This is a genomic window from Desulfacinum hydrothermale DSM 13146, from assembly GCF_900176285.1.
In the GTDB taxonomy this organism is placed as follows: Bacteria; Desulfobacterota; Syntrophobacteria; order Syntrophobacterales; family DSM-9756; genus Desulfacinum; species Desulfacinum hydrothermale.
Genome location: NZ_FWXF01000014.1, coordinates 76886 through 92848, shown reverse-complemented (window position 1 = coordinate 92848; position 15963 = coordinate 76886). Strand labels below are relative to the sequence as shown.

General features: G+C 61.3%; 18 protein-coding genes. 10 read left to right on the top strand and 8 right to left on the bottom strand.

All coding sequences use genetic code 11. From position 1 onward, the window contains the following. The 4 genes from B9A12_RS12225 to B9A12_RS12210 form a co-directional block, all read right to left on the bottom strand. Window positions 1-279, bottom strand: a 279-nt coding sequence (locus tag B9A12_RS12225; RefSeq protein WP_170920581.1) for a transposase, incomplete at its 3' end; no start/stop codon positions are given. 128 nt (window positions 280-407) lie between these two features. After that, window positions 408-1025 carry an NADH:ubiquinone reductase (Na(+)-transporting) subunit D gene (locus B9A12_RS12220; RefSeq protein ID WP_084058194.1) on the bottom strand — a complete coding sequence of 206 codons (618 nt, stop codon included), beginning with the start codon at window positions 1023-1025 and terminating at the stop codon, window positions 408-410. Between the two features lie 23 nt (window positions 1026-1048). After that, the gene (locus tag B9A12_RS12215) at window positions 1049-1690 is read right to left on the bottom strand and encodes an RnfABCDGE type electron transport complex subunit G (RefSeq protein WP_084058193.1); all 642 of its coding nucleotides are present in this window, start codon (window positions 1688-1690) and stop codon (window positions 1049-1051) included. Continuing rightward, entirely contained in the window at window positions 1687-2655 is a 969-nt protein-coding gene (locus B9A12_RS12210) for an RnfABCDGE type electron transport complex subunit D (RefSeq protein ID WP_212636927.1), read from the bottom strand. Before B9A12_RS12210 ends, B9A12_RS12215 begins: the two co-directional genes overlap by 4 nt. A gap of 310 nt (window positions 2656-2965) precedes the next feature. Here B9A12_RS12210 and B9A12_RS12205 point away from each other — a divergent pair, with 310 nt between their 5' ends. Beyond that, window positions 2966-3208 carry a hypothetical protein gene (locus tag B9A12_RS12205; protein WP_084058191.1) on the top strand — a complete coding sequence of 81 codons (243 nt, stop codon included), beginning with the start codon at window positions 2966-2968 and terminating at the stop codon, window positions 3206-3208. A 28-nt stretch (window positions 3209-3236) separates the two neighbouring features. Here the strand turns inward: B9A12_RS12205 and B9A12_RS12200 are convergent, their stop codons facing one another. Beyond that, on the bottom strand, window positions 3237-3827 hold the full coding sequence (locus B9A12_RS12200; RefSeq protein ID WP_084058204.1) for a VOC family protein: 591 nt from the start codon (window positions 3825-3827) through the stop codon (window positions 3237-3239). Between the two features lie 226 nt (window positions 3828-4053). Here B9A12_RS12200 and B9A12_RS12195 point away from each other — a divergent pair, with 226 nt between their 5' ends. Continuing rightward, window positions 4054-5175 (top strand): DUF362 domain-containing protein, encoded by a 1122-nt coding sequence (locus B9A12_RS12195; RefSeq protein ID WP_170920579.1) that lies wholly within the window; start codon window positions 4054-4056, stop codon window positions 5173-5175. Window positions 5176-5352: 177 nt separating this feature from the next. Next, window positions 5353-5829 carry an FKBP-type peptidyl-prolyl cis-trans isomerase gene (locus B9A12_RS12190; RefSeq protein WP_084058189.1) on the top strand — a complete coding sequence of 159 codons (477 nt, stop codon included), beginning with the start codon at window positions 5353-5355 and terminating at the stop codon, window positions 5827-5829. A gap of 79 nt (window positions 5830-5908) precedes the next feature. Here B9A12_RS12190 and B9A12_RS12185 read toward each other — a convergent pair whose 3' ends face one another. From B9A12_RS12185 to B9A12_RS12175, 3 genes are all read right to left on the bottom strand, one after another. Further along, window positions 5909-6100, bottom strand: a complete 192-nt coding sequence (locus tag B9A12_RS12185) for a hypothetical protein (RefSeq protein WP_084058188.1) — start codon at window positions 6098-6100, stop codon at window positions 5909-5911. Window positions 6101-6610: 510 nt separating this feature from the next. Continuing rightward, on the bottom strand, window positions 6611-7606 hold the full coding sequence (locus B9A12_RS12180) for a peptidylprolyl isomerase (protein WP_212636926.1): 996 nt from the start codon (window positions 7604-7606) through the stop codon (window positions 6611-6613). Between the two features lie 84 nt (window positions 7607-7690). Next, complete coding sequence (locus tag B9A12_RS12175) at window positions 7691-7888, bottom strand: cold-shock protein (protein WP_084058184.1); 198 nt, start codon at window positions 7886-7888, stop codon at window positions 7691-7693. A 401-nt stretch (window positions 7889-8289) separates the two neighbouring features. Here B9A12_RS12175 and B9A12_RS12170 point away from each other — a divergent pair, with 401 nt between their 5' ends. The 7 genes from B9A12_RS12170 (at window position 8290) to B9A12_RS12140 (ending at window position 15869) form a co-directional block, all read left to right on the top strand. Beyond that, complete coding sequence (locus B9A12_RS12170; protein ID WP_084058182.1) at window positions 8290-8940, top strand: HAD family hydrolase; 651 nt, start codon at window positions 8290-8292, stop codon at window positions 8938-8940. Between the two features lie 84 nt (window positions 8941-9024). Beyond that, window positions 9025-9660: an endonuclease III domain-containing protein gene (locus B9A12_RS12165; RefSeq protein ID WP_084058181.1), complete on the top strand. Its 636-nt coding sequence runs from the start codon at window positions 9025-9027 to the stop codon at window positions 9658-9660. Then, window positions 9641-10414 carry a TatD family hydrolase gene (locus tag B9A12_RS12160; protein WP_084058180.1) on the top strand — a complete coding sequence of 258 codons (774 nt, stop codon included), beginning with the start codon at window positions 9641-9643 and terminating at the stop codon, window positions 10412-10414. The genes B9A12_RS12165 and B9A12_RS12160 overlap by 20 nt, the downstream gene beginning before the upstream one ends. Beyond that, window positions 10399-11037 carry a 50S ribosomal protein L11 methyltransferase gene (locus B9A12_RS12155; RefSeq protein ID WP_084058179.1) on the top strand — a complete coding sequence of 213 codons (639 nt, stop codon included), beginning with the start codon at window positions 10399-10401 and terminating at the stop codon, window positions 11035-11037. The genes B9A12_RS12160 and B9A12_RS12155 overlap by 16 nt, the downstream gene beginning before the upstream one ends. After that, window positions 11034-12233 (top strand): DNA polymerase IV, encoded by a 1200-nt coding sequence (locus tag B9A12_RS17640; RefSeq protein ID WP_245802438.1) that lies wholly within the window; start codon window positions 11034-11036, stop codon window positions 12231-12233. Before B9A12_RS12155 ends, B9A12_RS17640 begins: the two co-directional genes overlap by 4 nt. Window positions 12234-12235: 2 nt before the next feature. Beyond that, entirely contained in the window at window positions 12236-13441 is a 1206-nt protein-coding gene (gene ilvA, locus B9A12_RS12145; RefSeq protein WP_084058176.1) for a threonine ammonia-lyase, read from the top strand. Between the two features lie 127 nt (window positions 13442-13568). After that, window positions 13569-15869, top strand: coding sequence for a spermine/spermidine synthase domain-containing protein (locus tag B9A12_RS12140; RefSeq protein ID WP_084058174.1), 2301 nt, complete (start codon window positions 13569-13571; stop codon window positions 15867-15869). Window positions 15870-15963: the final 94 nt, after the last annotated feature.

Sequence of the window (15963 nt, the reverse complement as noted above, 5' to 3'; positions counted from 1 at the left end):
ATACATAAAGCCCAGGTCTTCGGTGCACTTCTTTGCAATTTTACGCGAACTGAACACGCCATGGCTGTAAGCATAAATGAGAATCGCAAGCAACCTTTTGGGAGGATAAGCTCTCTGCCCAATAAAGCTGTAGCCCTCTTCCGCACTGGATACGTCGAGTTGTTCCAGGATTTCGTCAAAAACGAAACAGGCGTGATCCTTCGGCAAAAGATCAAATACGGAACTTGGAAACAATTGCCGTTGGCGAAACTGAGTTGGGTCGTATTTGAAACGAGCCATGACAGATTCCCCCATGCGCGCATGCTAGATTAGGTGTATTCTTATCACAACGGCATGGATATGTCAAATGACTATAGACTTTATAGATCACATGCAAATACAGTTGACATGAATTCTCGGACAAGCTCCTAGCGCGAGACCTTTTTTTCTTCGGGTTTTTCAAACTGGTAGGCCACCCAGATAAAGAGACCCAGCATGAAGAAGCCGGCGGGGGCCATGACCATGATGGTCCATGGGACCCACCAAGACGGCATGACGGGATGGCCGAACACGGTGCCGAATCCCAGCAGTTCGCGGAAAAAGGCGATGATGAGAAGTACCAGGGCATAGCCGGTGCCCGATGCGATCCCGTCCAGAAAGGAAGGCCAAACGGGATTGTTTCGGGCATAGCCTTCGCACCGGCCCATGATGATGCAGTTGGTGATGATGAGTCCCACGTAGGGGCCCAGCGCCTCGCTGATCTCCGGCAGGATGGCCTTGAGTACGATGTCCACGATCATCACATAGGAGGCGATGATGAGCACCTGGACCATCATGCGGATGCGAGCCGGGGTGACGCGCCTCAAGGCCGAAACCGTGGCGTTGGACATGGCGGTGACGAAGATGAGGCTCACGCCCATGATGAACGTGTTGGCCATGAGATTGGTGACGGCGAGGGCGGAACAGATCCCCAGGATCTGGCGAAAGACGGGGTTTTCCCCCCAGACGCCCTTTCGGAAGATGCTTTTGGCCGAATCCGCTGCCATGGTGATCGTCCCTTGATTTGTCTCTAAACGTTACCCGTCGGGCGCTGTTGGCGAAGAAGCGGAATGATGCGCTTCAGTTCCTGGTCCAAAAAGGCTTCCAGCCGCCGGCTGGTTTCCGTGGCTCCCGTGATGGCGTCCACCTCATCGGGGCCCGTCGCCGTGCCGGCGGGCTTCAGGTAGAAAAAGCGTCGACCGGGGCTGGGAACGTGCAGTGGCTTGCCTCGAAACTGCTCCCGAAACCAGGCCTCCGTGATGCGCCCTCCCAGCCCCGGCGTTTCGCTATGCCGGTAGAAGGCGATGCCCAGTATCTTTTGTACCTGGGCGTCCACGGCCACCATGCCGTAGATGGGTCCCCAAAAGCCCGGTCCGGAAACGGGAAACGCATAGCCCTCAACGCGGTCCCCTTCCGGAGCAACGGCCACGTACACAGTGCGATCCCCGAAAGGCAGGGAACGGATGCGACGCCGAAAGATAGCCTGCATCTCCTTTTTGCTGATAGCTTCGGGCGGCAGAAGATCCAGCACGGACAGCACGATCCTCTGGAGCGCGATCTCCTGGTTCAATCGAATGCGCTCGCGGCTCACCCAGTTCACCGCCCCCACCACCGAGGTGAAAACGAGGGCCAGCACAAACATGTACAGGACAGAAAAGAGCCGTTCTTTCATGACGTCGTCGCCTGTGCCCGCCTTTTCTCTTGGAACAGCTTGGCCGCCCGATCGAGCAGCGGCACGAACGTGTTCATGAACAGCACGGAAAACATGACGCCTTCCGGAAAGTTGGAGTAGCGGCGCAAGACAATGGTCAAAGATCCGATGGCGGCACCATAGATCCACTGGCCGGGTTTGGTCTTGGGCCCGCTGATGGGTTCCGTGACCACGAAGAAGGCCCCGAACAGCAGCGATCCGGCCAATAGGTAAGTGAGTGGGTCGGGGACGCCTGGAACGCGCACGAGGTAGAGGACGGTGGCCGTGGAGGCGGCGCCCAGAAGGCAGGAGACGGCCAGGCGCCATTGGGCGGCCTTCTTATAGACGATGAAGAGCCCGCCAAGAAGCACAAGCAGGGCGCTCGTTTCTCCCATGGACCCGGAAATGTTACCAAAAAAGAGGGGGGCCAGCGGGATGTCCTGGCCGGCTTGGAGAAGGCGAAGCGGGGTGGCGGAAGTGACCGCATCCACGGGAGGGACCCAGCCCAGCAGCCCTTGGACCGGCGATCCGAAGGGCGGTACCCAGCGAGCGGTGAGGGCGATGGGAAAACTGATGTAGACGAAGCAACGTGCCACCATGGCCGGGTTGTAAACGTTGTAGCCGAATCCGCCAAAGGCCATCTTGCCGAAAACCACACCGAAAACTATGCCCACGGCGACCATCCACAGCGGGACCGTGGGCGGAAGACTCAAAGAGTAGATAAGGCAGGTGACAAAGACCGCGGAGGTCACGGGTTTGCCTTGCCGAAGGGTGAAGGCGGCCTCCGCTGCGGTGCCGGCCACGAGAGCCACCAGGGTGACCAGTAGGGGGCGCCAGCCGAAGAAGAAAACGGCTCCCGCCAGGCAGGGGAGCAATCCCACCACAACCCGCATCATAACCGGTTGCACCAGCAAATACTTTTTGGGTATGAGGCCCGCCTTTGGCATCTTCCTTTCCGCCGATTCGTCCCTTTTCAATACACAGCCGTGTTTGCAAGTGTGCCGTTTACACCCGCATGAGGTCATAGCTAACCGATAAGCACCCTGAGTTCAAGGGGGCCGATGAAGCCACAAGGCGGGCGCGGACCTTTGAAAAGGCCGTGTCCAGAGTTCAACTAAGGTTCAAGGTTTTGAAAAATATGCCGATCCTTTGAATAAAGGATTGCATTTGGATGTTGGGGCCGCTATAAGACCGCAATTTTCCGGGGCGGCCACAGCCGATGGGCCGTTCCCAATCATCCTGTGGAAGGGGATCTTCATGGTCTGCTGTGCTTTCAAACAAACCTGCGACTTCTTTCTCGCCGAATGCCGGGAAGCGTGCCACGGTCGGCTGCGCCAGCGCTACTGCGATGGGGACTATACGGGCTGCGCCCGCTACATCACCGCGCGCAGGGTGGGAAAGGGCTGCGTCCCGGAGGACCTGATGCCTGAAGAGGTGGACCGGCTCCGGGATCTGTTCTCACAGCTCGAGCGGGACAGCGGGTGCTCAGCGGAGGGCTGACGCCGGAGTCCGGGCCAGGGCCCACGGCTCAAGGCTTCCAAATGCTTTCCGGGCTCCGGAGTTTTTCTCCCTCGCCTGGATAGACCCTTCTTTCGTCTTCGTCCAGGGGCGTTGAGGGGCTCGGCCAGGCCCCGCTCACGGGATCGGGACCCTGCAGCGTGACGGCGGACGGATGGGGATCCACCAGCCGAGGGCGCCGGCGCACATCCACATCAGGCCGGGGATGGCTGAACTCAATGGCGATCCTGTTGGGATCGAAGGAATAGAGCGACCAGATGAAGCCGTGGTCGATCACCTCCGATGCCCAAAAACCGGCCGATTCCAATCGTTTTTTCAATTCCCACAAATCATCGCTTCTTTCCACCGCCAGGGAGACATGGTCGAAGGCCACGGGCCCGCGCACCGGTACGCCGTGGTCCTTTTCTTCCACAGGGGCTGCATCAGGCCATTCGAAAAAGGCGATGGTGTCCGTCTCCGAGATGGCAAAGAAGTAATGGCGGTAGCCGGGGCGGCCCATGGCCACAACGAGTCGCATGCCCAGCAAATCCCGCCAGAAGCGAATGGTGGTGTCCATGTCCCGGGTGACCATGGCCAGGTGGTGAATTCCCCCGTAGCGGATGGGCTTCATGGGAGAAAGCTCCTTTTTTTACGGCCGAAATGAGGGGTCCGCGTTGCCTTGGGAGAGATCAAAGGTTCGTTCTACGCGCCCTCCAAGAGGCCGGGGCGGCTTTGGGGGTACCGGCCGTCCCCAACATGGGTGGTGTGCTGTTCAGGCTTGCCTTCTCATGCTACCATGGGTCTCGGCACCTTTCAATGAGCACACCGGGATGTGGGGAGTGGACCACGTGGCGAAAGTCCTTGTCAGAAGGCTGCTCGACTATGATCACGGGCTGGAGGAAGCGGTGCATGCCCTGCTGGAACCTTTACTTCCCGCAGCGGGGCTGCGAAGCGCTCGTGTTCTGGTAAAGCCCAATCTGTTGGCCCCTGCGGGACCCGAGCGGGCCGTGGTGACGCATCCCGCCGTCGTGAGAGCGGTGTGCCAGTGGATTGTGGATGCCTCCGACGGTTCGGCGCACGTCCTGGTGGGAGACAGCCCGGCGGTGTGGCCTTTTCGAACAGTGGTGCGCCGCAGTGGTTTGGAAGACGCCCTGAAAGGCTTGCCCGTTCAGGTGCGCGAATTCAAGGATTCCGTCCAGGTGTCGGCCGAACCTCCCTTCCATTCCCTGGAATTGGCCCGCGAGGCCGTGGAATCGGACGTGGTGGTCAATCTACCCAAATGGAAGACCCACTCACAGATGCTGCTCACCTTAGCCGTGAAAAACCTTTTCGGCTGTGTGGTGGGGGTGCGAAAGCCCCAGTGGCACATGCGTGCGGGCGTGGGTGCCGATTGGTTCGCTCGGCTGCTGGTGGGCATCTGTCGCACCGTGCGTCCCAGTGTTCATCTTCTGGACGGCATCCTGGCCCTGGAAGGGGACGGGCCGGGGCTGGGCGGAACGGCTCGACCTGTTGGCTACCTACTTGCCTCTCCAAGCGCGGACGCGCTGGATTATGTGGTGTGCCGGATGCTGGGGTTGGACGCTACGCAGCTGCCCACCTTGCGGGCGGCACTATCCCTGGGGTTTGAACCCTCCACCGTGCAGGTGGAAGGGAACATGGAAGCGGTCGAAGAATTCCGGCTTCCTCAGACGGGCACGGTCCTTTTTGGTCCACCGAAGTTCCATCACCTGCAGCGGCGCCACCTCTTGCGCCGCCCCGAACCGGAGGCGGCCCGGTGCCAATTGTGCGGCAAGTGCTGGAAGATCTGTCCCGCCGGGGCGATACGTGAATCCCAGCCGGCGCCTGTCTTCGACTACGACCAATGCATTCGTTGTTTCTGCTGTGTGGAGGTGTGCCCCTTCGGGGCCTTGACGCCTCGGGAGCCGCCCTTGGGGAGGCTCCTTTCCCTGCTCACGCGCCGAGCCTGGTAGCCCTTGGCTTGAGCTCGCCCCGGCGTGCCCTTGCCCAGTGCCATGCGGCCACGTGGGCAAAAGCCAAAAGCGCCGATTCGGTTTGAAGAAAGAACGCTCGGGCGCTTGACTTCCCGCCTTCGGGCCACTAGGGTTGCTTCAAAGGTTACCAAGAAACGAAACAGTGAGGAGAAACAAATGAAGAAAGCGGAAAAGGGCGATTTCGTCAAAGTGCACTACACCGGCAAGCTGGACGACGGCCAGGTGTTCGATTCCAGCGAAGGCGGACAGCCGCTGGAATTCCAGCTTGGTTCCGGTCAGGTCATTCCCGGTTTTGAAGACGCCATTACCGGGATGGCCGTGTCCGAAAAGAAGAGCTTTCGCATCCCGGCAGAAGAAGCCTACGGCGAAAGAGATGAGCGGTTGACGCAATCCTTTGCTCGTTCGGAATTGCCGCCCAATTTCGAGCCGCAACTGGGTCAGGTGTTGTCCCTGACGACGCAGGACAACCAGACGGTCTACGCGACGGTTGCGGAAGTGAACGAAGAGTCCATCACGCTGGACTTGAATCACTTTCTGGCCGGCAAGGCCCTGAATTTCGATGTGGAACTGGTGGAGATCAGTGAAAAACCGCCCGAGGGCGGGTGCGGCTGCGACTGTAGCTGCAGTTGCTGACGATATCGCCCGTTACATAAATTCGGCCGGAGCAAGAAGGGCGGGATGGTTGTTCCATCCCGCTTTTTTGTGTCTGGGATCAGCCGGTCCGGTAGGTGGGCTCATCGCCGGCGCGGCCCACCACGAACAGCTGCCCCCCACACTGGGGGCAAAAGAGATTCTGAACGAGCCGTCTTCCGCCCGGGCCCGGCTCGTCGTAGGACAGATCCGTAACCTGGAAATAGGAAGAGATGCCGCATTCCTGGCACATGCATTCCATGGTGTCCGCCATGGCCTCCGCTCACCTCCTTCCACTTGACCTCCATGATGATTCCAAACACGGCCGTGTTGGATCGACGTGTGTTCAGCTCCGCTGTTTATAAGCTGACCCGGACGGCGGCATATGTATCATGGAGTGCCACGGGTGCCAAGGGTGCCTGAAGGAGTGCGAGGGCCGAGATGGGTGCCTGGAGTGACCTGCATCGCGGGGGCGCCGTCCCAAAGGGGCGGCGGTAACGGTCTCGGGGCCGGATCGGAAGGCAACGGTGCATGGAAAAGCAGGTCCCTGTTGTGGGATTGCGGAGGGCTTCTCAGGAGCGCGGTCTGCTTGTCAGGCGGAATGGAGTCTTTTCGGGATGTGTTAAGAGTGGCCGGCGGGGCCGTGCTGCCGACCTGGCGTTTCAGCCGTCGGGGCGGGTTCCGAACCCGCCCCGACAAGGCTCAAAAAAACATCACATGGCACAGTGCAATGGCATCCATCAGAAAGGCCAAAAGGGCCGAGAGGCCATTGTTCGACCGCCTCCTAGAGTTCGTCCACGGGAGTTCGCTCGATCTTGGCCTGGGTCTTGGTCTTGCTGACGAAATCTTCCACCACTTTTTTTACCTTTTCTTTTTTCAGGTGCTCGGCAATGGTCTCTTTGACCTTGGCAAAAGGCACCGTTTCAGCGGGCTTTTTTTCCATGACCTGGATCAGGTGATAACCGAACTGGGTCTCCACCACGTCGCTGGTTTGGCCGGGTTTCAGAGCAAAGGCGGCCTTTTCGAACGGTTTCACCATTTGGCCTCGACCGAAAAAGCCCAGGTCGCCGCCCTTTTCGCGACTGGGACAATCGGACATTTCGGAAGCCACGGTGGCAAAATCGTCTCCCTTCTGCAGCCGTTTCTGTGCCTCGGCAATCTTTTCGCGGGCGGCCTTCTTTTCCGATTCCGGTGCGTCCGGAGCCACGGCGGCGAGAATGTGGCGTGCATGAACCCGTTCCGGCCTTTCGAAAAGTTCGTGGCGCTCCTTGTAGAAGGCCTCCGCTTCCGCATCACTTACGGAGATCCCCTTGCTCAGCTCTTTGTCGATGAACTGTTCGATGGCGCTGTTTTGAGTAAGCTCGCGGCGGAGGATATCCTCCGTCAGGTTCATGGTCTTGAGAGCCTTGGTGTAGGCTTCCTGGGTGTCGAACCGGCCCCTGAGATCCGCAAGGCGATCCTCCACGGCCTTGGAGTCACCTTTGAAGCCTTTGGCCGCTGCCGCCTGGTAGAGGACTTCGCGGTCGATGAGGCCTTCCAGAACGCGCTTTTTCACATCACGCAACTGCACGTCGTTGAGAAGACGGCCCGACTGGACCAGGCTTTGGCGCACGCCGTTCATCTGTCGATCGAAGGCGTCCCGGGATATGGCGGTTCCGTTCACCACCGCCGCCGGACCGGCTTCGGCGGCTGAAACCGCCTGGAGCGGCACCAGAGTGAGTGCGGCCAGCGTAAACACCGCCGTGAAACAACCCATCAAGAACTTGGATCCATGTGTCATCATGCTTCTCCCTGTGTGATCGATGTAAAAAAGCACCCCAGGCCTGGCCTGGAGTGCTTTCACTATTCGTCCGGCGTCTTCAGCCTAGATTCTCTTCACGTTGATGGCCTGGGGGCCCTTGGGAGTTTCCGTGATTTCAAAACTGACGGCCTCGCCGTCGGTCAACGTCCGGAAGCCCTCTCCCTGGATGCCCGTGTAGTGGACGAAAACGTCTCCCTGGCTGTCTGTTTCAATGAAACCATAACCCTTCTTCTCATTGAACCACTTGACTCGGCCTTCCATCTTTCCAAAACTCCTCTCTTCTGTGGTACGCCTCGTCGGGTCTTGCTCGGCGGCAGCCAGGAGATGGTCTTGCCCACTCAAAAGACCGCACTTCCTTGGGCCCCAATAACTGACCTCAACTACACGTACGCAAAAACGTTACAACCTGGGAAAACACATCGTTTCCCATTGACCTCAGCGTCCCTTGTAGCCCAGTCGGAGGCGGGGAGCAAGTGAATAATCGTGCCAAAATCGCTGGGATATAGCGAAAAATATCCATTTTTGTGAGGTGTGCCTATTCTTGTTCCTCCCTGTGGGTTGGTGGTACCATTCCATGGCTGGTCGGGTCCCGCGCAGGGCCCTGGAGCAGCGGCTTGGGGATTAGGGATTGGACGCGGAGATTTTGCTGTTGAGGAGGTGACATGCGTTTTCGGGCGGCGCTTTTGGATCTGGACGGCACGCTTCTGGATACCCTTTCCGACCTGGCGGAAGCCATGAACCGGGTGCTCCGCCGCCACGGTTTTCGCACCCACCCAGTTTCCGATTACAAAGGCTTCGTGGGAGACGGGGTGGAGTGGCTGGTGCGCCGAGCCCTTCCTGATGGGCACCGAATGGAGCAAGACATCCCGCGGTTTGTGGACGCCATGCGCCGCGAATACAAGGCGTTGGACCATGCGCAGACCAGGCCCTACCCGGGGATAGCCCAGCTTCTGGAAGCCCTCACCGAGCGGGGCGTGCGCCTGGCGGTCCTGTCCAACAAGATGGACGACTTTACCAAAGAGATGGTGGCGAGGTTTTTTCCCCATGTCCATTTCGATGCGGTGGTGGGGGCGGCGCCCGGTGCCCCTGTAAAGCCGGATCCCACCGCGGCGCTGGAGATCGCCCGGGAGATAGGAATTGTCCCCGAGGATTGGATGCACCTGGGGGATACGGCCGTGGACATGAAGACCGCCGTTGCTTCCGGAATGTTTGCGGTGGGGGCGCTGTGGGGATTTCGATCGGCTGAGGAGCTGATCCAAGGAGGGGCTCAAGTGCTTGTGCGTTCCCCTGGGGCTCTTCATTCCTTCCTGTGAACCGGTTGTGCGCATCGCGCCCGGAAGGCCTGGTCCGCTGGGCCTTCCTCCGCACGTACCTCAATGCTGGGAGGTTCTGTTGCAATGGAGAACCACGGGAAGGCGGAAAAGATCCTGGAGATTCTGGCCCAGAGCTACGGCACCGAGCCGTGGAACTGGCACACGCGGCGGAACCCCTTTCGGGTGCTCATTGGTACGGTCCTTTCCCACCGCACTCGTGACGAGATGACCGATGCGGCGGCCCAGGCCGTGTTGGCCCGGTATCCGGACGCGGCGAGCCTGGCCGATGCGCCCTTAGCCGATCTGCAGGATCTCGTGCGCACGGTCAACTTTTACAAACGCAAAGCGGCTCGGATCAAGGAGATCGGGCGGATCCTCGTGGAACGGCACGGGGGGCGCGTGCCGGATGCCATGGAGGATCTTCTGGCCCTTCCCGGCGTGGGCCGAAAGACGGCCGCCTGTGTCCTGGTCTACGGCTTTCGAAAGCCGGCTGTTCCGGTGGACACCCACGTACACCGCATCAGCAATCGACTGGGGCTGGTGGAGACGCAACGGCCGGAAGCCACGGAACGGGCTCTCCAGCAAATGCTCCCGGAAAAATGGCTTCTGCTGGTGAACGAGCTGCTGGTCAAGCACGGTCAGACCGTCTGCCGGCCCCGCCATCCGCTCTGCTCCCGGTGTCCCGTGCGGAGGTATTGCCATGGCGCTTCTGGCCATTGACGGACATGTGCATCTGCACGACTTCGATGATCCCGCACCGGTGATCCGCAGGGCTGTGCAAAGCAGCGTGATCCGGATGGTTTCGGTGGGAATGGATCGCGAGTCCAATCGGCGGTCGCTGGAACTGGCCGAGCGGTTCCCGTATAGGGTGCTGCCCGCCGTGGGATACCACCCCTGGAGTATCCGGGCCGAAGAAGTGGAAGCCACCTTGGAGGACATGGCAAAGCAGCTTCCCCGATGCGTGGCCTTGGGAGAGGTGGGCCTGGACTACCGGGTGAAAGTGAAAAAAGAGCTCCAAAAGGAGGTCTTTTCCCGGGCGCTGGAGCTGGCCAGGGAGCAGGACCGGCCGGTGATCGTCCACAGCCGCTTTTCCCATCAACGCTGCCTTTCCATGGTCCTGGAAGAGGGGGTTCGGCGCGCCGTGTTCCATTGGTACAGCGGCCCGGAGGACGTGCTGGATCGCATCCTGGATGCCGGCTACTACGTGTCGGCCACACCGGCCCTGGCCCTGCGCACCAAGCATCGTAGCGCCATGGAGCGCGCTCCCCTGGATCGCATCCTGGTGGAAACGGACGCTCCGGTACGCTACCAGGGCCGAAGGGCGGAACCCGTCCACGTTTGGACGACCCTCAAGGCGCTGGCGGAGATCAAGAACCGTTCGTTGGAAGAGATCACGCGCCGGACCACGGAAAACGCTCTGGCCTTTTTCGGCCTGGGGCCCTTGGAAGAGACTCCGCCATGCGACTGCCCGTGAACGCCCCCCTGCGCATCCATGTGCCTCCGATTTTTCCCTGGGAACGAGGACAGCAACGGCTCGTGATCCGGGCCCAGAAGGGCTTCCATCCGCGACACGGGACGAGCCGGCTTTGCCTGGAACTGCTGGCGCGTCATCGGGTGCTGATTCGCCATAAGTCCTTTCTGGACGTGGGGTGCGGTTCCGGGATCTTGGCCCTGGCGGCCGCCCATCTCGGGGCGGATTGGGTGGTGGGGGTGGACATTTATGAACCGTCGATTCGTGCCGCCGTGCGTAATGCCGGGGAAAACGGCCTGGGCGGGAGGTCTGCCTGGGTGGTGAGGTCTGTGGAGGCGGTGCGCGGCCCATTTGCTGCGGTGGCGGCCAACCTTCCGTGGCCGGTGTGGCTGCGGATCGGCGGGGAAATCATGGGGCGCGTGGCATCCGACGGATTGCTGCTGGTCTCCGGCTTTCAGGACCTTCAACTGGCCCATCTACAGGGCCAGCTCCATGATGCGGGGTTTTTCGTGGTGGACCGGGCTGAAGCGGATGAAAGTTTTTTCGGTGTTCCTCCATCGGGGAGCTTCACCTGGATGGCGCTTGTTGCCTTGCGGCGGAATCTGAGGCGGAGGGGCGAACCATGAACCGGAAGGTCCGCACCATCATGCATCTGGACATGGATGCCTTTTACGCGTCGGTGGAACAGCAAGACTTTCCGGAGCTTCGCGGGCGCCCGGTGGTGGTGGGCGGAGGTAAACGCGGGGTGGTGTCGGCGGCCTCCTACGAGGCGCGTCGCTACGGGATTCATTCGGCCATGCCCATGTTTCAGGCGCTCAAGAAGTGTCCCGATCTGCTGGTGCGACCCGTACGGATGCGCCGCTACCAAGAAGTTTCCCGGATGATTATGGAGCTTCTGCGGACCGTCTCTCCTCTGGTGGAGCCGCTTTCCATCGATGAGGCCTTCGTGGATCTGACGGGAACCGAGGCCCTTCACGGCCCGCCCAGGAAAGCGGCTCAGCGGTTGAAGGAAAAGATCCGCCGCAAGACGGGCCTGACCTGTTCCGTCGGGATAGCACCCAACAAACTGCTGGCCAAGATCGCCTCCGACCAGAACAAGCCGGACGGCTTGACCGTCATCGCTCCGGAACAGGTGGAATCCTTTTTGGCAGACTTTCCGGTGGCAAAAATTCCGGGGATCGGCCCCACGACCGTGGAGAAATTGAAGGCCCTGGGCGTGAGCACATGCGGGCAAGTGTTAGGCTATCCCGTGGACTTCTGGACGGCAAGATTCGGAGATCGTACGGGACGATGGATCCACGAGAGGGCATCGGGTAGGGATCGGGATCCGGTCCAGCCCCATCGGCCCATCAAGTCCATTGGAGCAGAAAACACCTTCGAGGAGGATCTGGACTCGGATGAGAGGCTTTTCAAATGGCTTCTGCTGCAATCGGAGAGGGTGGCCCGGCGGCTGCGTCGCAAGGGGCTTCAGGGGCGCACCGTGACCCTTAAGGTGAAGTACGACGATTTCAAGCAGATCACGCGAAGCCGGACCCTTCCCACGCCCACCGACAGCACGGAAACCCTCTTTCGGGCCGTGGTGGCCCTTTTCCAAAACGTGCCCCGGGGGCGAAAGATTCGGCTGACGGGCGTGAGTGTGAGCCAGCTGAGCCAAGGGAGGGGCCAGCTATGCCTCTTCGAAGACCGCAGGGAGATGCGATCGAAGAGGCTGGACGTGGCCCTGGATACGATCCGGGATCGATTCGGCGCACAGGCCCTGCGTCGAGGTCGACTGTGGGATGTGAAACTTCATCTGGAACAGGACGACGCCAAAGGAGACTGAAAGTGCATGTGAGCGTTTCCCAGATTCAGGATGCCGCCCGCGTTCTCAAAGGGCGGATCATCCGCACCCCGCTGGTCTTTTCGCCCACACTGAGCCGAATGTTCGGAGCGGACATGTATCTCAAGCTGGAAAACCTGCAAAAGACCGGTTCTTTCAAGGTGCGTGGGGCCACCTACAAGATCCTGAAAAACCGCGACCGGCTGGGTCCTCACGGGGTCGTGGCCGCGTCGGCCGGAAACCACGCCCAGGGGGTGGCCCTGGCTGCACGCCAGGCCGGCGTGCCCGCCGTGATCGTCATGCCCGTCTGGGCTTCCATAACCAAGCAGATCGCCACCCGAAACTATGGAGCCGAGGTGATCCTGCATGGAACGAGCCTGGGGGAAAGCCTTGAAAAGGCCATGGCGTTGAGCCGGGAAGGGCGGGCTTTCATTCATCCCTTCGACGATGGGGACATCATGGCGGGACAGGGCACCCTGGGCTTGGAAATCCTGGAGGAGCTGCCGGACCCGGATCTGGTGTTGGTACCCGTGGGGGGCGGCGGACTCATCGGTGGCGTCGCCACGGCGGTGAAGGCCCAACGGCCCCAGACCCAGGTGATAGGGGTGGAGGCGGCGGTGTGTCCATCCGCCAGTGAGGCTCTGAGAACAGGAAAGCTGGTGGCTGTGGGCGGCTCCCAGTCCATCGCCGACGGCATCGCCGTGAAACGGCTGGGGGAACGCACGTTTCAGGTCATCCGGGAGACCGTGGACCGGGTGGCGACCGTGGATGAAGAGCATATCGCCGAAGCCTTGCTCCTTCTACTGGAGCGAAAGAAGGTGCTGGCGGAAGGCGCCGGTGCGGTGCCGCTGGGAGCGCTACTGACCGGGGCGGTGTGTTGCCAAAAGGGCCAAAAGGTGGTCCTGGTGATCAGCGGAGGAAACGTGGACAGTCCCTTGCTGGGGCGGGTGCTCACCAAGGGGCTGCTCAAAAGTGGACGGCTCATGCGGTTCACGGTTCAGGTGGACGACGTGCCCGGCTCGCTGTCGCGTCTCCTGTCGGTGGTGGCGGCCCAGGGAGCCAATGTGCTCCACATCTACCACGATCGCAATGTGCCCGATTTGCCCCTGAACGTGACCCGGGTGGAACTGGAAGTGGAGACGCGCGGCTTCCACCATATGGAAGATCTGGAAAAGGCCCTGAAAGAAGCGGGGTACCAGCTGGTGCCGTGAACCGTCATGCCGTTTTCCCAAAAGGATCCGGCTCTCGCCTTTGCGGAGCCGATGGGGTGTGCAGCTCCGGCACAAACCACCGGTGTGGCGCAAGGCCGGGGGTGTGGCGGAGGATCCGGGAGGCTGAATGGGGGCACTCCATACGGATCAGGGACCCATGAAACGCTACGTCTTGGCCATCACAGCAGCCGGCTGGGCGGGCACGGTCGCCCAGATCCTGGTGCTTCGCGAGAGCTTCGTGCTCTTCCACGGCAACGAACTGACCCTGGGCATGGTGCTGTTCTTCTGGCTTGTGTGGACCGCCGCCGGAAGCGCCTTGGCGGGCCTGTGGCCCCGTCCGGTCCCCCGCCAAGAAAGATGCCGCTTCTCCAAATCCTGGATCCCCGTTTTGCTGTCGTCCTACGCCGTCACGGTGCCTGCGGTGGTGCTTTGGATTCGAGGCGCCCGAGCCCTGCTGGCCATTCCTCGGGGCGATGTGCTGGGCCTGGGCACTACGGTCGTGCTGGCAGGGGCGGTCACCGCGGTGCCATGTCTCCTCTTCGGTCTTCTATTCGGCCTCACCTGGCTGGCGGTTTCCGAGGAGGCACGGCGGGCAGCAAGCGGTCTGTGGATCTATGCCGGCGAAGCGGCGGGTGCGGGAATGGGGGGACTGGTTTTCTATTTTCTGCTGCTTCCGCGGTTCACGGCGCTTAAGGGGGCGATCCTGTGCGGTGGCGGGCCGGCGGCGGCTGCCCTGGGCACGGTGGGGCGGAGGAGCAAGGCGGCCGGTGTGGGGGCGGTTGGAGCGGCGTGGGTGATCTTGGTCCTGGGTTGGGCGGCGGCGCCACGGCTTGAATCCCTGAGTCGAGCGTGGATTTGGGGAGATGGGGTGCTCCTTTCCGTGGACACCCCCTATCACAACATCACCGTGTTGGACGAAGGCGAACAGCAATCGATCATGAGCGACGGCCTGTGGGCCTACAGCGTCCCCGACCCCGAGGGGGCCGAAAGGACCGTCCACTTGACGCTTCTCCAGCATCCTGGTCCCCAAAAGATTCTGGTTCTGGGGGCTTGCGGGCCGGAAGTCTTGCAGGAAGCGCTCCGATATCCTTCCACCCGAAGGATTGACGTGGTGGATCCGGACCCCGTCCTGCTTTCCATGAGCCGCTTGGATCGGGAAGAACCGAGGCTGCACTTTCACTGCGAGGATCTCCGGCGCTACGTGCGCCGTGGGACCTTCTGCTTCGACGCGGTTTTGCTCAACACGGCGGATCCGCTGACCCTGTCCCTGAACCGGTTCAGGACGGTGGAGTTCTACTCAGACATTGCAGGTCTTTTGTGCCCAGGCGGGCTCTTTTCGCTGGAGGTTGCGGGCGGAGAAGAGGTGCTTGGGGAGGCCCAGGCACGGCTGGCCGCCTCCGTTTGGAACACCCTGGGGCGGGTTTTCCCCGATCGGATCCTATATCCGGGGAGCCGCCTGCATGTGGTGGCCGCATCACAGACCGGAGTCCTCTCCTCGGATCCCAACCGGCTCATGAGCCGGGCCGAGCGCTTGGGCCTTTCGCTTCGCTACGTGCGCCGTGATCGTTTGGAAAATCTACTGGATCCCTTGAGGCTGGCCTATTTCGATCAGGTATTGGAAGAGGTCTCGGGGATCCCCAACAGGGACTGGAATCCAGTGGGTTTTCTGGATGCCTTGCGGTGGTGGACGGCGCGCTACGAGGATGCACGCACCCTGGGTTGGCTGGCGCGACTGGGCGATCCCCGGTTTCGAAAGAAGCTGGGGGCCGGGGCGGCGGTGGCGGCACTTTTTCTGCTCGCCCTGGCCGTTGGGGGTCCGCGGCCTTCGGCGACCCAAGGGCTCGCCGCAGCCGTTTTTTCGGTGGGAGCGTCTCTGATGCTGCTCCAGCTCGTCCTCTTTTTTGCCTACCAGATCGTGGAAGGAGCTCTCTACACGGCGATGGCGCTCCTGGTCACGGCCTTCATGGCCGGCCTTTCCATGGGGGCCGTGATCGGGCGGGCCGTGGGCGCTCGGGGGCGCGCTGGGAATGCCCAGCGGATGCTGTGGGCGGTCCAGGCAGTGCTCCTGGCGGTGGCCCTTATCCTGGCCTGGATCTTCGATCAGGGGGCGCGCGCAGCGTCCCTTGCGGCAGATTCGCCCGGACTGGTTCTGTTTGGCTTGATGTCGACCGCCTTGGGTGCGCTGGGTGGTGCCCATTTCGGTCTGTCGTGCCTGGTGTGTGAAACCCGGTTGGGCGGACGGGACCGGGGCCCGCGGCTCTATGCGTGGGATCTGAGTGGGGGCGCTCTTTCGGCCTTTGGGGGCACGCTGATCCTGATTCCCGGCTGGGGACTGGCGGGAGCTTGTCTCTTTTGTGCCGCACTGCTGGCATTGAGCCTTCCTGCTTTGGTGCGTTCCCTGCCTCTCCACCACCAGCCGGGCCCCTGAACCCCCGCCCGTGATCCTCTACATCCCGGATCGGGGAATCCCACATCCCGATGGCTTCATCCGAACCGCTTGCGGAAAGGCCCATGGATGGGCA

Excerpts from the sequence above, each read along its gene's own strand:
- B9A12_RS12220 (WP_084058194.1), bottom strand. The coding sequence starts at position 1,025 with ATGGCAGCGGATTCGGCCAAAAGCATCTTCCGAAAGGGCGTCTGGGGG.
- B9A12_RS12215 (WP_084058193.1), bottom strand. The coding sequence starts at position 1,690 with ATGAAAGAACGGCTCTTTTCTGTCCTGTACATGTTTGTGCTGGCCCTC.
- B9A12_RS12210 (WP_212636927.1), bottom strand. The coding sequence starts at position 2,655 with ATGCCAAAGGCGGGCCTCATACCCAAAAAGTATTTGCTGGTGCAACCG.
- B9A12_RS12205 (WP_084058191.1), top strand. The coding sequence starts at position 2,966 with ATGGTCTGCTGTGCTTTCAAACAAACCTGCGACTTCTTTCTCGCCGAA.
- B9A12_RS12190 (WP_084058189.1), top strand. The coding sequence starts at position 5,353 with ATGAAGAAAGCGGAAAAGGGCGATTTCGTCAAAGTGCACTACACCGGC.
- B9A12_RS12185 (WP_084058188.1), bottom strand. The coding sequence starts at position 6,100 with ATGGCGGACACCATGGAATGCATGTGCCAGGAATGCGGCATCTCTTCC.
- B9A12_RS12180 (WP_212636926.1), bottom strand. The coding sequence starts at position 7,606 with ATGACACATGGATCCAAGTTCTTGATGGGTTGTTTCACGGCGGTGTTT.
- B9A12_RS12175 (WP_084058184.1), bottom strand. The coding sequence starts at position 7,888 with ATGGAAGGCCGAGTCAAGTGGTTCAATGAGAAGAAGGGTTATGGTTTC.
- B9A12_RS12170 (WP_084058182.1), top strand. The coding sequence starts at position 8,290 with ATGCGTTTTCGGGCGGCGCTTTTGGATCTGGACGGCACGCTTCTGGAT.
- B9A12_RS12165 (WP_084058181.1), top strand. The coding sequence starts at position 9,025 with ATGGAGAACCACGGGAAGGCGGAAAAGATCCTGGAGATTCTGGCCCAG.
- B9A12_RS12160 (WP_084058180.1), top strand. The coding sequence starts at position 9,641 with ATGGCGCTTCTGGCCATTGACGGACATGTGCATCTGCACGACTTCGAT.
- B9A12_RS12155 (WP_084058179.1), top strand. The coding sequence starts at position 10,399 with ATGCGACTGCCCGTGAACGCCCCCCTGCGCATCCATGTGCCTCCGATT.
- B9A12_RS17640 (WP_245802438.1), top strand. The coding sequence starts at position 11,034 with ATGAACCGGAAGGTCCGCACCATCATGCATCTGGACATGGATGCCTTT.
- B9A12_RS12140 (WP_084058174.1), top strand. The coding sequence starts at position 13,569 with ATGGGGGCACTCCATACGGATCAGGGACCCATGAAACGCTACGTCTTG.